This is a genomic window from Streptomyces sp. NPDC056883 (genome assembly GCF_042788835.1).
GTDB lineage: Bacteria > Actinomycetota > Actinomycetes > Streptomycetales > Streptomycetaceae > Streptomyces > Streptomyces stoeckheimensis.
Genome location: NZ_JBHUBS010000017.1, coordinates 63,868 through 77,723, shown reverse-complemented (window position 1 = coordinate 77,723; position 13,856 = coordinate 63,868). Strand labels below are relative to the sequence as shown.

Genomic DNA, 13,856 nt, shown 5'->3' with positions numbered 1-13,856 from the left:
CGCATGTGCCATTACTGCGGCTGCCGCGAGATCCCCCTGATCAAGGAGTTCATCGCCGAGCACGAGGCGGTGACGAACGCCGGGGGCGACGCGCTGCGCGCCCTGGACACGGGGGACCTCCCGAGGGCGCGCGCCCTCGTCGCGGAGATGACGGCCGTCCTCCTCGCCCACTGGAAGGGCGAGGAGGACGGCCTTTTCGCGGTCATGGAGCAGGACCCCGAGTACGCCCCGTACATCGCGGCGCTGGTCGGGGAACACCGCGAGCTGGCGGCGTTCCTCGCCGGCGCCGACGTGGCGGACCCGGCGGACGCCGAGGCCCTGCGCCGGGCGGTGGAGGAGCTCCACCACCACATCGCGAAGGAGGAGGACGGCCTCTTCCCCGCTTCCCTCACCGCCCTGACGGGCGACGACTGGGACCTGTCCATCGAGGCCTGGCGCGCGGCCCATCCCGACGGGGACCTGAGGCCCGCCGGGTAGCCGGTGCGCCCGGGTGGCCCCGCTACTTCGTGGTCTGGTTCAGCGCGACCAGCGCCTGCGCCCAGCGGGCGTACTTCAGCTGGCCGAAGTCGGCGACGGTCTTGACGCCGAAGGCCTCCAGCAGCAGCTCGCCGTCCTTGTCGGTGACGCCCTTGAGCGCGGCCACCGGCGCCGCGAGCACCTCCGCGAGCGGCTTGTCGGCCCACGCCTTGTCCAGCACCTTGTCGAGGTCGATCGCCATGAGTGTCCCTCCAGAATCACAAAGTATGAACTGATGGCACAAACCTAGAACAATCGGACAAGCATCCGGGGGTGCGACACCAGCACCTTCCGGCGCGCCGCGTGCCCGCCCGACCAAGGGGCGGGCGCACCCCCCTCACCCCGGTGGATTCCACGTATAATCCGCCCCGTTCCCCCTGTGCTTCGCGTCGGATATCGGAATCGAAAAGGCTGTGACCAAGAAATGAATTCACTGCGGGCGCTTCTCGACGGCGGGATTCCGCTGGTGGCCGTCAGCTTCGACGACAGCGACACCGAACCGCGCGCCCACGCCGCGAAGAGCGCCGGCGTCGACGTGGCCGAACTGCGCGTGGACCGGTACGCGGCGACCGGAGTGGACCATGTCCTGGCCCAGGTAGACGAGTTCAAGACGCTGCCGGTCCTGGCCACGATCCGGTCCGCCCGCGAAGGCGGCGAGTGGAAGGGCACCGAGGCACAGCGGCTCGAACTGTTCCGCGCGCTCGCCCCTCAGGTCGACGCCGTGGACATCGAGCTTTCCTCCGGGGAAATCCTGTCCGAGGTGATCGAGGCCGCCCACCGGCACGACACGGTGGCGCTCGTCTCCTATCACAATTTCGAATTCACCCCGGCCACCGAGGAACTCCAGGCCGTCATCGACGACGCGAAGAGCGCCGGCGCCGATGTGGTCAAGGTGTCCACGATGGTGCGCTCCGAGGACGACGTACGGCGGCTGGCCTCGCTCCTGCTGCGCGCCGGAGCCGAGGACACCCGGCTGATCGTCATCGCCATGGGCGAGACCGGGGCGGTGTCCCGCGTCTTCTTCCCCGCCCTCGGGTCCCGGATCACGTACTCCTTCTTCGGTGCCAGCTCCGCCCCGGGCCAGCTCGACTTCCCCGAGACCTTCGGTCTGCTGCGCAAGTTCTACCCGGCGTTCGACGAGCGGAAGGCCCCCGGGGCCTGAGCCCCCGCGCCGGGGAGGGTCACCACCTCCCCGGCCACCTCCCCGGCCGCGCCCCGCCCCCTCCCCCGGCCGCACCTCCCCCGTCCCTCTAGCGGTCACCGGCCCCATCCGTCACGGAACGCCGCCCACGTCACCTGATGAAGTGAACTCCCCCTTATCCCACCGGCACCCGGGGTAGGGCCCTGCTGATCTCGTGAGGTACCCCCAACGAGACACGAGACACGAGTCAGTCAGACGAAAGGCCCACCCTGCCGTGACGCAGCCGTTTCAACTGCCGGATTTCTATGTGCCTTATCCGGCGCGACTGAACCCCCACCTGGAGGACGCCAGGGTCCACACCAAGCAGTGGGCCCGCGACTTCGGGATGCTGGAAGGTTCCGGCGTCTGGGAGGAGCGCGACCTCGACTCGCACGACTACGCCCTGCTCTGCTCGTACACCCACCCCGACTGCGACGGCGAGGCGCTGTCCCTGGTCACCGACTGGTACGTGTGGGTGTTCTTCTTCGACGACCACTTCCTGGAGATGTTCAAACGCTCCCAGGACCGCGAGGGCGCCAAGGCCTATCTCGACCGGCTCGGCGCCTTCATGCCGATGGACCTGGCGGACGGGTTCCCCGAGGCCACCAACCCCGTCGAGGCCGGACTCGCCGACCTGTGGGCCCGTACGGTCCCGGCGATGTCGATGGACTGGCGGGAACGGTTCTCCCTGTCCACCAAGAACCTGCTCGACGAGTCGATGTGGGAACTCGCCAACATCAACATCGGCCGGGTCTCCAACCCCCTCGAATACATCGAGATGCGCCGCAAGGTCGGCGGCGCCCCCTGGTCGGCCGGCCTCATCGAGTACGTCTCCGCGGAGGTTCCGGCCCGCGTCGCGCACTCCCGCCCGCTCGGCGTGCTGCGCGATTCCTTCTCGGACGCCGTGCACATCAGGAACGACATCTTCTCCTACCAGCGCGAGGTCTCCGAGGAGGGCGAACTCTCCAACGCCATCCTGGTGCTGGAGACCTTCCTCGGCTGCACCACCCAGGAGGCCGCCGACGCCTCCAACGACCTCCTCACCTCCCGGCTCCAGCAGTTCGAGCAGACCGCCCTCGCCGAACTCCCCCAGCTCTTCGCCGACCACGCCATGGACCCGGCCGAGATCGCCGCCGTCCTCGCCTACGCCAAGGGCCTCCAGGACTGGCAGTCCGGCGGCCACGAATGGCACATGGTCTCCAGCCGCTACATGAACGAGGAAGCCAGGGCCACCGCCCCGCTCACCCTGCCGTTCATGCCGACGGGCCTCGGCACCACCGCCCTCGACCTCCGCTCCCTCCTCGCCCCCCGCGCCCTGGAGCTGCGCCGGCGCTCCTTCACCCACGTCCCCTTCGAGCACACCGGCCCGTCCGTCATCCCGGACGTCTACATGCCGTTCCCGCTCACGATCAGCCCGCACCACGCCCGCGCGCGCGAGGAATCCGTGGCCTGGGCGCGGGAGATGGGCCTGCTCGACCCGCAGATCGGCGACCCCGGCTCCGCGATCTGGAACGAGGAGAAGGTGCGCGGCTACGACTTCGCGCTCTGCTCCGCGGGCCTCGACCCGGACGCCACCCCCGAGGCCCTGACCCTCAACGCCTGCTGGCTGACCTGGGGCACGTACGGGGACGACTACTACCCGGTGGTCTTCGCCCAGCCCAAGAACGCGGCGGCCGCCAAAGCCACGCACGCCCGGCTCCTCGCCATGATCCCGGTGGACCACGCCGAACAGGCCGTACCGGCCACCGCGATGGAGCGCGCCCTCGGCGACCTGTGGGTGCGCACCAGCCGGGACATGGGCCCGTCGGTGCGCACGGAGTTCCGGGCCACCCTCGTGGACATGCTGGAGAGCTGGCTGTGGGAGGTGGACAACCAGATCCTGAACCGCATCCCGGATCCGGTGGACTACGCCGAGATGCGCCGCCGCACCTTCGGCACCTACCTCACCATGTACCTGTGCCGGCTCGGCCTGGAGGGCCGGGGCATCCCCGAGGAGATCTACTCCTGCGGCACCCTCCGCTCCCTGGAGAACGCCGCCGCCGACGCCGCCTGCCTGATCAACGACATCTTCTCGTACCAGAAGGAAGTGGAGGTCGAGGGCGAGGTGCACAACTACGTGCTCGTCACCCGCAACTTCTTCGACATCGGCTACCCGGAGGCCCTGCACATCTGCCACTCCCTGATGACGCAGCGCACCGAGGAGTTCGAGCACATCGTCGCCACCCAGCTGCCGCTGCTCTACGAGGACTGGAAGCTGGACGCGGAGGCCCGGGCCGGACTTGACGGCTACGTGGGCGAGTTGCAGGACTGGCTCGCCGGAATCCTCAACTGGCACCAGAAGGCGAAGCGTTACCGCGAGGAGGATCTGCACCGGCTGGGTGACGGAATCTCCACCGGTGTCCTGGGCACCTCCTTCGGCATGGCGGCGGCCCGGATCAGCCTGCCCGGCTGATCCCGGCCGAGCCCCGCCGAGCCGGGGCTGAGCCCGGCCAAGCCCTGGGGATCACCCTGTGTAGGACCGCCGTAAAGTACCGGCGTGATCAAGAAGAGAATCCTCACGGCCCTGCTCATCGGGTCCCTCCTGATGGTGGGCGCTCCGTCCGCCTCTGCCGAGGACACGACGACGTACGTGACCACCGGCCCGGTCTTCAACAAGCCCAGGGGCACGACGGCCGAGCAGGGCGCGATCCTGAGCCAGCTCGGCCGTCTCGTCAACGGCGCCCAGAGCGGATCGACCATCCGGATATCGCTGTACCTGTTCGGATCGAGCTGGCTCGCGGACCAGCTCGCGGCGGCGCACCGCAGGAACGTCAACGTGCAGGTCCTCGTCGACGACGACAGCATCACCGACGGCTGGATGTCCGGCTCCGGTGCCACGGTGAGGGACAAGCTGACCACGGCCTTCACGGCGACCCCGCCCGCGGGCACGACGTACGGCACCTCCTGGTTCAGGGTGTGCGCCGCGAACCGGCCCTGCCTGGCCAAGGGCACGGGCGGCGTCAACCACAACAAGTTCTTCCTCTTCTCCCGGACCACCGGCAGCGGCCTTCCCGACAAGGGCAAGCCCGTCGACAACGTCGTGGTGCAGTCCTCGGGCAACCTCACCACCTGGGACCGCGAGTCCGCCTGGAACGACGCCATGACCGTCGCCGACAACGCGGACCTGCACGCCGGCTACACCCGCTACTTCGACCTGATGGCCGCTTCGCAGGCGCTGCCGGACGGTTCGGGGCGGGTCGACAACCTGGCGATCGACGTGGAGGCGGGCCCGGCCAAGGGCTACTTCTTCCCGCGCAACGCGACGGACGTCGTCGAGAACATCCTGAGCATGGTCGAGACCCCCGTCACGAACCCCGACGGGACCACCGCCCCGCTCTGCCACGGGAACACCCCCGGCCACGGCACGGCCGACGGCCGCACCGTGATCCGCATCGCCAACGGCCACATCTCCCGGCCGGTCGTGGCGGAGAAGCTCTGGAAGCTGGCCGACGCCGGCTGCTTCGTCGACGTCGTCCACGGCAAGCTCTCCGACTACGAAGCCGAGGGCGTGCACCGCGAGACGGCCTACTGGCTCACGAGGTCGACCGCGAAGGGCAAGATCTCCCTCCACCGTCTGGCCAACGACGACCTGAAGAACCCGGCCGACCCCGCGGTCTCCGGAACCTTCAGCCACACCAAGTACCTGCTCATCGAGGGCTCGTACAAGGGCGCCAAGGACCAGAAGCTCGTCTTCACCGGCAGCCACACCTACACCGGCATGGCACTGACCGCCAACGACGAGGCACTGCTGAAGTACAACAGCCCGACGGTGCACGACGCCTACGCGGCGAACTTCCGCGAGCAGCGCGCCGCCGCACTCGCGGAATCCCAGTACGGCGGAGCCCTCTAGCGGATCCCTAGGCGGACACCCCCTAGAACTCGTCCGCGGTGTGCGGCAGCAGCGCGGTGCGCAGTCCCGCGTCCAGGGCCGCCGCCGCGCCGGGGGTGTGCTCCACCACCAGGGCGGCCGCGGCCAGTTCGACGGCCCGGGTCCCGCCGAGGTAGCAGGCCGCGAGCTCCCGTACGTCCAGGGTCAGGTCCGGGGCCCGGCCCGCGGCGGCGGGCTCGTACGTCGCCCCGTCCGGCCCGGCCTTCAGGAGGAACCGTCCCGCGTTCGCGGGCAGCCGTACGTCGGTCAGTTCCAGGACGAGTTCCACGGGCGCGGCCCACGAGCGGCGGGTCAGTGCCGCCGCCACGTCGACCAGCCGCAGCCAGAGCGCCGGGAACGCGGCGGTGACCCGGACCTGGTCCCGGTCGGCGGCGAAGTGCAGCAGCGGGTCGTCGGCCGGGCGGCCCCACGCGGTGACCCGGCCCGTGAGGTCGAGGGAGGCCACGCACTCCCACAGCGCGGCGGCGGCCTGCGGGGTGTCGGCCTCCAGCTCGTCGACCCGGACCAGCCCCGGGGTCCGCACGCCCCCGGCGCTCCCCTCGGGCTTCGTGCGGTAGAGGACGTAGCCCGCGATCGGTGCGCCGGGCTCCCCCAGGACGATGATCCGGGGCGGGCTGAGCTCCTCGTCCTCCTCGTCCTGCTCGATGAGCCACTCCTCGGTCCAGCGCCGCTCGCTGCGCGTGGGCCGTCCGGCCCGGACCGCGCGGGCCGCCTCGTGGTACGGGCCCACGACGGCGACGGCGTCCTTGGGATCCGTGGTGGCGACCAGCCGCAGCGGCCGCCGGTCCGCCTCGATGCGCAGGGCCAGCGGCCGGGTGGAGTCGATCTCGATGGTGGCGCCCTGGGTGGCGCTGCCGTAGCCGAAGCGCCCGTAGATGGCGGCCTCGGAGGCCCACAGGGCGGCGACGGGACTTCCCTGCGCCCCCGCCCGCCGCAGCATCTCCCCCATCAGGGCGGTCAGTACGCCGCGCCGGCGGTGGGTGGGGGCGACGGAGACGAAGGTGAGCCCGGGGCAGGGCAGGTCCGCGCCGGGCACCGAGAGCCGGAACGCGTGCGCGGCCATGAAACCGACGATCGCGTCGCCTTCGTAGGCCCCGATCCGCAGGCAGGAGCGGAGCAGCTCGTGGTGCCGCTCGCGCCCCTCCTCCTCCGGGCGGTCGTGGAAGACCAGGTACGCGAGCTCCAGAGCGCGGTCGATGTCGGCCTCGGGCACTTCGCGGATCTCCACCATGATCCGGAGACTAATCGGTCATGGCGGACCAGTCACTCGATAAGGGCGGATTCTTGCCACGCCCGGTGGCGGGTCAGCGCGCCGCGGGCCCCGTCCAGTCCGCCGGAACGTGCCCGAGGCGGACCCGCTGGGGGTGGTCCCCGACGGGTACGGACACCCGCTTGGCGCCGGTGGCGAAGTCGATGGCGGTGACCTGGTCGGCGCCGCTCTCGGAGATGACGCAGCCGGAGCCGTCGCCGTCGACCGTGGCCCAGTAGGGCTTGGCGGCGGGGACGAGGGGCCCTTGCTCCAGGGTGGCCCGGTCCACGACGGTCGCGTAGTCGTCCATGGTCCCCGCGATGCACAGCTTGGATCCGTCCGGGCTCATGGACATGCCGTGGTGCCGGGAGTCGTTGACCCAGGTCGTGCGGTCGGTGCTGGTGGCGGGGTTCACGGGGAGGGTCTTGATCCGGGTGATCCGGTCGGCGGCCACGTCGTACTCGACGAAGCCGTTGAAGAAGGACACCTGGAAGTACAGCTTCGACTCGTCCGGGGTGAAGGACATGGGCCGCACGGCATCGGACAGGTCGGAGCGCCCGAAGGCGTCGAGGCGGGCCCGCATGTCGATCACCCGGACCGGGCGGAGGGTCTGGGCGTCGGCGACCGTGATCCTGCGGTCGCCCTTCGTCCAGTCCAGCCAGGGCGCGTCGAGGGCGGAGGTCACGTCACCGATGGAGCTGTTCCACAGGAAGCGGCCGTCCCGGGTGAAGGTGTTCTCGTGCGGCTTGTCTCCGGTGGCGAAGGAGCCGGCCTGCCGGCCGCTCGCGATGTCGAGGACGTGCACGGTGTTGGCGGTGGAGGCCGAGACCGCCACGCGGGTGCCGTCCGGGGAGACGGCCATGTGGTCGGCCCGGTAACCGGCGACGGGAAAGCGCCAGTTGATCCGGCCGGTGCGGACGTCGATGGAGACGACGTCGGCGAAGCTGGGGCGGGAGGCGACCACGGCGGACCCGTCCGGGGTGGTGTACATGTCGTCGACGAACTGGTCGTGCCCCTCGCCCGCGGTGGCCCGGACGCCCAGGAAGTAGGCGAGTTTCACCGGGTTGAGGTAGATCTCCCGGAGCCGCTCCTCCTTGTCCGGAACCATGTTGATCCGGCCCACCTTGGCCAGGTTCCCGGTGGAGGCGAGGACGTCGGCGGTGCCCTCCCAGTTGTTGCCCACGAACAGGACCTCGCGCGGGCCCGGACCGGCTGCCCCCGCGGCCGTGGACAGCCCGGCGCCCGCGGACACGGCACCGGCGGCGGACACGGGGCCCGCCGCGAGGGCGGCCAGCGCCAGCGCGGCCACGGCCGCCAGGGTCGGCAGGGTGCGACGGTTGCTCGATCGGCTGGCAGACATCCGGTCAACTCCGTTACGGGGAGACGCTGTTACCGGCCGGTAAGATAAGCGGAACGGCGAAAGGGCGCAACCCCCACGGGGTTGCGCCCTTTCCACACCGTGCTACAGCCCGTCACCTCTTCAAGCGACGGACCCGATCCTGCTGATCACCGTGTTCGCCACGTCCGGGTGGATCGGGATGTGGGCGCCGGTCAGGGCCGCGCCGGTGCCGCCGCGCCGGTTGGCGACGATTTCGGCGGCGATGGACAGCGCGGTCTCCTCCGGGGATCGGGCCCCGAGGTCCAGGCCGATCGGGGAGCGCAGCCGGGCCAGTTCGAGCTCGGTCACGCCGACCTCGCGGAGCCGCTTGTTGCGGTCCTCGTGGGTGCGGCGGGAGCCCATGGCGCCGACGTAGGCGACGGGAAGTTTGAGGGCCAGTTCGAGGAGCGGGACATCGAACTTGGCGTCGTGCGTGAGGACGCACAGGACCGTCCGGCCGTCGAGCTCGCCTGCGGAGGACTGCTCCTCCAGGTAGCGGTGCGGCCAGTCGACCACGATCTCGTCCGCTTCGGGGAAACGCTTCTTCGTGGCGAACACGGGCCGGGCGTCGCACAGCGTCACCCGGTAGCCGAGGAACTTGCCGATCCGCACCAGGGCGGAGGCGAAGTCGATGGCCCCGAAGACGACCATCCGGGGCGGCGGGACGCTGGACTCGACCAGCACCTTGAGCGGCTCTCCGCAGAGGCGGCCGTCGGCGCCGATCTCCAGCACACCGGTCTTGCCGGCCTCGAGCATGGCCCGGGCCTCGTCGGCGATGGCGCGGTCCAGCTCGGGGTGACCGCCGAAACCGCCCTCGTGGGAGCCTTCGCCCCGGACGAGTACGGCGCGGCCCATGAGCTCGGCCGGCCCTTCGGCGATCCGGGCGACCGCCGCCGCCTCCCCGCGGGCGGCGGCGGCCAGCGAGGCCGCGAACACCTCCCGTGCGGGAGAGCCCACGGGGACCGGGGTCACCAGGATGTCGATGATTCCGCCGCAGGTCAGACCGACGGCGAAGGCATCGTCATCGCTGTACCCGAAGCGCTCCTGGACGGTCTCGCCGTCCTCCAGCGCCTGCTGGCACAGCTCGTACACCGCACCCTCCACGCATCCACCGGAGACCGAACCGATGGCCGTGCCGTCACTGTCGACGGCGAGGGCCGCTCCGGGCTGCCTGGGCGCGCTCCCGCCGACCGCCACGACCGTGGCGACGGCGAAGTCACGTCCCTGCTCGACCCACCGGTTCAGTTCTTCGGCGATGTCCAGCATGGGGGCCTCCTCGGAGGGGTTCAGTTTCCAGTATCGGATACGTGGAGGGTGCGGTCTTGCGCTACGGATCAGGTCGGTCGGACCTGGTCAGGTCGGCTCAGCCGACGCCGAGCCAGCTCTCGATCGGGTGGAGCGCGAAGAAGACCAGGAAGATTCCGGTCAGCGCCCACATGAAGCCGCCGATCTCACGGGCCTTGCCCTGAGCGACCTTGATGGCGACGTAGGAGATGACACCCGCGGCGACACCGGCGGTGATCGAGTACGTGAAGGGCATGACCACGACGGTCAGGAAGACCGGAATCGAGGTCGAGCTGTCGGCCCAGTCCACGTGGCGGGCGTTCTGCATCATCATCGCGCCGATGACCACCAGGGCCGCGGAGGCGACCTCACCCGGGACGATCTGCGTGATCGGGGTGAAGAAGAGGCAAGCGGCGAAGAAGAGGCCGGTGACGACGGAGGCGAGGCCTGTGCGGGCTCCCTCACCGACGCCGGTGGCGGACTCGACGAACACGGTCTGGCCGGAGCCACCCGCGATGCCACCGATGGCGCCACCGGCACCGTCGATGAACAGCGCCTTGGACAGGCCCGGCATGCGGCCCTGCTCGTCGGCCAGTTTGGCCTCGGTGCCGACGCCGATGATGGTGGCCATCGCGTCGAAGAAGCCGGCGAGCACCAGGGTGAAGACGATCATGCCGACCGTCATGTAGCCGACGTCGCCCCAGCCGCCGAAGGAGACGTCACCGAAGAGCGAGAAGTCAGGCGCCGAGACCGCGGAGCCGGTGAGCTCCGGCGGGCCGTTCTTCCAGGCCTTCGGGTCGATGTCCACGATGGCGTTGAGGATCGCGGCGAGGATGGTGCCGCCGACGATGCCGATCAGGATCGCGCCGGGCACCTTGCGGGCCTGGAGCATGAAGATGGCGATCAGGGTGACGGCGAAGAGCAGCACGGGCCAGCCGGAGAGCTCACCGGTCGCGCCGAGCTGGACGGGGGGCATGAACTCCCCGCCGTTGCCGACGAAGCCCGCCTTTACGAAGCCGATCAGGGCGACGAAGAGGCCGATGCCCATGGTGATGGCGTGCTTGAGCGCGAGCGGGATCGCGTTCATGATCATCTCTCGGAGGCCGGTGACGACCAGGAGACAGATCACGACGCCGTAGACCACACACATGCCCATGGCCTGCGGCCAGGTCATTTGGGGGGCCACCTGCGAGGCCAGCACGCCGGACACGGAGAGACCGGCGGCGAGCGCGAGCGGGACCTTGCCGACGAAGCCCATGAGGAGCGTCGTGACGGCTGCAGCGAACGCCGTGGCGGTGATGATCGCCGAGGCGGCCATCGTGCTGCCCGCGACGTCCTTGCCCGAAAGGAGCAGGGGGTTCAGCAGGAGGATGTAGGCCATCGCCATGAAGGTCGTGATACCGCCACGCACTTCGTTGCCGACGTTCGATCCGCGCTTGCTGATGTGAAAGTACCGGTCGAGCCAAGACTGGCCAGCAGGGGTCTGAGAGCCGTCTCCGGCTCCCTCCGCACTGGGCTTGGACTCCACAGAGGACTGGGTCATGGTGCCTAACTCCCAAGGTTCAAAGGGGCACCCGCATAAAGATTGGAGACACGGGATTTGGGAAAACGCGTTTGGCTGCACGACCCGGGGTGACGGCCCGAGGCGACGCAAATTGTGCACTGCGTGTACTGCGGGTACTGCGAGGGTTCTGCGGTACGGCTGGTACTCCTGGTGTCACCTGGGGTAGGCGGTGCACCGGGGGGTACTACGGGGGGGGTACTGCCGGTGAAACTTGACCGCGAGCGGTGCGGTGCTGATGACTCCGGACTTCTGTGCTCCGGGCGGTGCGACTGGAAGTGTGACGTTCCCGTGTCACACCGCCCGGAAATCTGGGGGGGTCCGGGGCCTCGCGGCCCCCGGACCACGCCGTCCTAGAGGGTGCCGGTGAGCAGTTCCGGACGGATCGGCGTCTTGTTGATCTCGAGACCGGTCGCCGCCCGGATCGCCGCGATGACGGCCGGGGTGGACGAGAGGGTCGGGGCCTCGCCCATACCGCGCAGGCCGTACGGGGCCTTCGGGTCGGCGAGCTCCAGGACGTCGACCGGGATGGTCGGGGTGTCGAGGATGGTGGGGATCAGGTAGTCCGTGAAGGAGGGGTTGCGCACCTTCGCGGTCTTCGGGTCCACGATGATCTCTTCCATGATCGCGACGCCCAGGCCCTGGGTGGTACCACCCTGGATCTGGCCGACCACGGAGAGCATGTTCAGCGCCTTGCCGACGTCCTGGGCGGTCGCCAGCTCGACGACCTTGACGAGGCCGAGCTCGGTGTCCACCTCGACGACCGCGCGGTGCGCGGCGAAGGTGTACTGGACGTGGCCGTTGCCCTGGCCGGTGACCAGGTCGAAGGGCTCGGTCGGGGCGTGACGGAACTCGAGCTCGATGTCGATCGCGTCCTCACCCTCGAGGATGTCGGCGATGTCCGCGAGGACCTCTCCGCCATCGGTGACGACCTTGCCGCCTTCGAGGAGCAGCTCGGCGGTCGCCCACGCGGGGTGGTACGAGCCGTTCTTGCGCCGGCCGATCTCCAGGACCGCCTCGCGGACGGCCTCACAGGTGTTCTTCACCGCGCCACCGGTCATGTACGTCTGCCGCGAGGCGGACGTGGAACCGGCGGAGCCGACCTGGGTGTCGGCCGGGTGGATGGTGACCTGCGAGACACCCAGCTCCGTACGGGCGATCTGGGTGTGGACGGTGATACCGCCCTGACCGACCTCCGCCATGGCCGTGTGGACCATCGCGACGGCCTCGCCGTTGATGACCTCGAGGGTCACGCGGGCGGTGGAGTAGTCGTCGAAGCCCTCGGAGAAGCCGACGTTCTTGATGCCGACCGCGTAGCCGACGCCGCGGACGACGCCTTCACCGTGGGTGGTGTTGGAGAGGCCACCGGGCAGCGCGCGGACATCCGCGCCCTCGCCGGCCGACTCCCACTGGCGCTCCGGCGGCAGCGGGCGGGCCTTGACCCGGCGCAGCAGCTCGGCGACGGGCGCCGGAGCGTCCACGACCTGACCGGTGGGCATGATCGTGCCCTGCTCCATGGCGTTGAGCTGGCGGAACTCGACCGGGTCCATGCCCAGCTTCGCCGCGAGCTTGTCCATCTGGGCCTCGTAGGCGAAGCAGGCCTGGACGGCGCCGAAGCCGCGCATCGCGCCACACGGCGGGTTGTTCGTGTAGAGCGCGATCGCCTCGATGTCCACGTCCTCCAGGACGTACGGACCGACCGAGAGGGAGGAGGCGTTGCCCACGACCGCCGGGGAAGCGGACGCGTACGCGCCGCCGTCCAGGACGATCTTGCACTTCATGTGCGTGAGCTTGCCGTCCTTGGTGGCGCCGTGCTCGTAGTACAGCTTCGCCGGGTGACGGTGCACGTGGCCGAAGAAGGACTCGAAGCGGTTGTAGACGATCTTGACCGGCTTGTTCGTGGCCAGGGCCAGGAGGCAGGCGTGGATCTGCATCGAGATGTCTTCGCGGCCACCGAAGGCACCGCCGACGCCCGAGAGCGTCATGCGGACCTTCTCCGGGGGCAGGCCCAGGACCGGGGCGATCTGCTGGAGGTCCGAGTGCAGCCACTGGGTGGCGACGTACAGCTCGACACCGCCGTCCTCGGACGGTACGGCCAGACCGGACTCCGGGCCGAGGAAGGCCTGGTCCTGCATGCCGAAGGTGTACTCGCCCTCGACGATGACGTCGGCGCGCTTGCGGGCCTCTTCCACGTTGCCGCGGATGATCGGCTGGCGGTGCACGATGTTCGGGTGCGGGACGTGACCGATGTGGTGGTCGTCGCGGCCCTCGTGGATCAGCGGCGCGTCGGCGGCGAGGGCGGAAGCCTCGTCCGTGACGAGCGGCAGCTCACGGTAGTCGATCTTGATCTTGGCAGCCGCGCGGCGGGCGGTCTCCGGGTGGTCGGCGGCCACGAGGGCGACCGGCTCACCGTGGTGACGGACCCGGCCGTTGGCGAGAACCGGGGTGTCCTGGATCTCGAGGCCGTAGTTCTTCATCTCGGCCGGCAGGTCGTCGTACGTCAGCACCGAGTAGACACCCGGCATCGCCAGGGCCTCGGAGATGTCGATCGAGACGATCTCGGCGTGGGCGACGGTGCTGCGGAGCGTCTGGCCCCACAGCATGTCCTCGTGCCACATGTCCGAGGAGTACGCGAACTCACCGGTCACCTTGAGGGTGCCGTCCGGGCGCAGAATCGATTCGCCGATTCCGCCCTTGGTGTGGTTCTGCGTGACGTTGGTCGGCGTGCCCGCCGGGACCGTACGCGTGTTCTGGGCCATG

At 69.8% G+C, this 13,856-nt stretch carries 10 protein-coding genes; 4 read left to right on the top strand and 6 right to left on the bottom strand.

Annotated features, from left to right (window positions below; all coding sequences use genetic code 11):
* Nucleotides 1-3: 3 nt before the first annotated feature.
* Entirely contained in the window at nt 4-477 is a 474-nt protein-coding gene (locus tag ACFRU2_RS32430; protein WP_382978984.1) for a hemerythrin domain-containing protein, read from the top strand.
* A 22-nt stretch (nt 478-499) separates the two neighbouring features.
* Here ACFRU2_RS32430 and ACFRU2_RS32425 read toward each other — a convergent pair whose 3' ends face one another.
* The gene (locus tag ACFRU2_RS32425) at nt 500-718 is read right to left on the bottom strand and encodes a hypothetical protein (protein WP_243338778.1); all 219 of its coding nucleotides are present in this window, start codon (nt 716-718) and stop codon (nt 500-502) included.
* Between the two features lie 222 nt (nt 719-940).
* Here ACFRU2_RS32425 and aroD point away from each other — a divergent pair, with 222 nt between their 5' ends.
* The 3 genes from aroD to ACFRU2_RS32410 all read left to right on the top strand — a co-directional run bounded on the left by aroD (nt 941) and on the right by ACFRU2_RS32410 (nt 5,585).
* Nucleotides 941-1,678, top strand: coding sequence for a type I 3-dehydroquinate dehydratase (gene aroD / locus ACFRU2_RS32420; protein WP_382978982.1), 738 nt, complete (start codon nt 941-943; stop codon nt 1,676-1,678).
* Between the two features lie 253 nt (nt 1,679-1,931).
* Nucleotides 1,932-4,148, top strand: coding sequence for a germacradienol/geosmin synthase (locus tag ACFRU2_RS32415; protein WP_382978979.1), 2,217 nt, complete (start codon nt 1,932-1,934; stop codon nt 4,146-4,148).
* An 84-nt stretch (nt 4,149-4,232) separates the two neighbouring features.
* Nucleotides 4,233-5,585: a phospholipase D-like domain-containing protein gene (locus ACFRU2_RS32410; protein WP_382978976.1), complete on the top strand. Its 1,353-nt coding sequence runs from the start codon at nt 4,233-4,235 to the stop codon at nt 5,583-5,585.
* A gap of 22 nt (nt 5,586-5,607) precedes the next feature.
* Here ACFRU2_RS32410 and ACFRU2_RS32405 read toward each other — a convergent pair whose 3' ends face one another.
* The 5 genes from ACFRU2_RS32405 to ACFRU2_RS32385 all read right to left on the bottom strand — a co-directional run bounded on the left by ACFRU2_RS32405 (nt 5,608) and on the right by ACFRU2_RS32385 (nt 13,855).
* Nucleotides 5,608-6,855, bottom strand: a complete 1,248-nt coding sequence (locus ACFRU2_RS32405) for a GNAT family N-acetyltransferase (RefSeq protein ID WP_382978973.1) — start codon at nt 6,853-6,855, stop codon at nt 5,608-5,610.
* 73 nt (nt 6,856-6,928) lie between these two features.
* Nucleotides 6,929-8,233: a YncE family protein gene (locus tag ACFRU2_RS32400; protein WP_382978970.1), complete on the bottom strand. Its 1,305-nt coding sequence runs from the start codon at nt 8,231-8,233 to the stop codon at nt 6,929-6,931.
* A 120-nt stretch (nt 8,234-8,353) separates the two neighbouring features.
* The gene (locus ACFRU2_RS32395; RefSeq protein ID WP_382978967.1) at nt 8,354-9,517 is read right to left on the bottom strand and encodes an XdhC family protein; all 1,164 of its coding nucleotides are present in this window, start codon (nt 9,515-9,517) and stop codon (nt 8,354-8,356) included.
* A gap of 97 nt (nt 9,518-9,614) precedes the next feature.
* Complete coding sequence (locus ACFRU2_RS32390; RefSeq protein WP_382978964.1) at nt 9,615-11,078, bottom strand: NCS2 family permease; 1,464 nt, start codon at nt 11,076-11,078, stop codon at nt 9,615-9,617.
* Nucleotides 11,079-11,449: 371 nt separating this feature from the next.
* Entirely contained in the window at nt 11,450-13,855 is a 2,406-nt protein-coding gene (locus tag ACFRU2_RS32385) for a xanthine dehydrogenase family protein molybdopterin-binding subunit (RefSeq protein ID WP_382978961.1), read from the bottom strand.
* Nucleotide 13,856: the final 1 nt, after the last annotated feature.

Bases quoted from the DNA above. Each gene is read 5' to 3' on its own strand.
- ACFRU2_RS32430 (WP_382978984.1), top strand. From the start codon at position 4: ATGTGCCATTACTGCGGCTGCCGCGAGATCCCCCTGATCAAGGAGTTC.
- ACFRU2_RS32400 (WP_382978970.1), bottom strand. From the start codon at position 8,233: ATGTCTGCCAGCCGATCGAGCAACCGTCGCACCCTGCCGACCCTGGCG.
- ACFRU2_RS32385 (WP_382978961.1), bottom strand. From the start codon at position 13,855: ATGGCCCAGAACACGCGTACGGTCCCGGCGGGCACGCCGACCAACGTC.
- ACFRU2_RS32390 (WP_382978964.1), bottom strand. From the start codon at position 11,078: ATGACCCAGTCCTCTGTGGAGTCCAAGCCCAGTGCGGAGGGAGCCGGA.
- ACFRU2_RS32405 (WP_382978973.1), bottom strand. From the start codon at position 6,855: ATGGTGGAGATCCGCGAAGTGCCCGAGGCCGACATCGACCGCGCTCTG.
- aroD (WP_382978982.1), top strand. From the start codon at position 941: ATGAATTCACTGCGGGCGCTTCTCGACGGCGGGATTCCGCTGGTGGCC.
- ACFRU2_RS32395 (WP_382978967.1), bottom strand. From the start codon at position 9,517: ATGCTGGACATCGCCGAAGAACTGAACCGGTGGGTCGAGCAGGGACGT.
- ACFRU2_RS32425 (WP_243338778.1), bottom strand. From the start codon at position 718: ATGGCGATCGACCTCGACAAGGTGCTGGACAAGGCGTGGGCCGACAAG.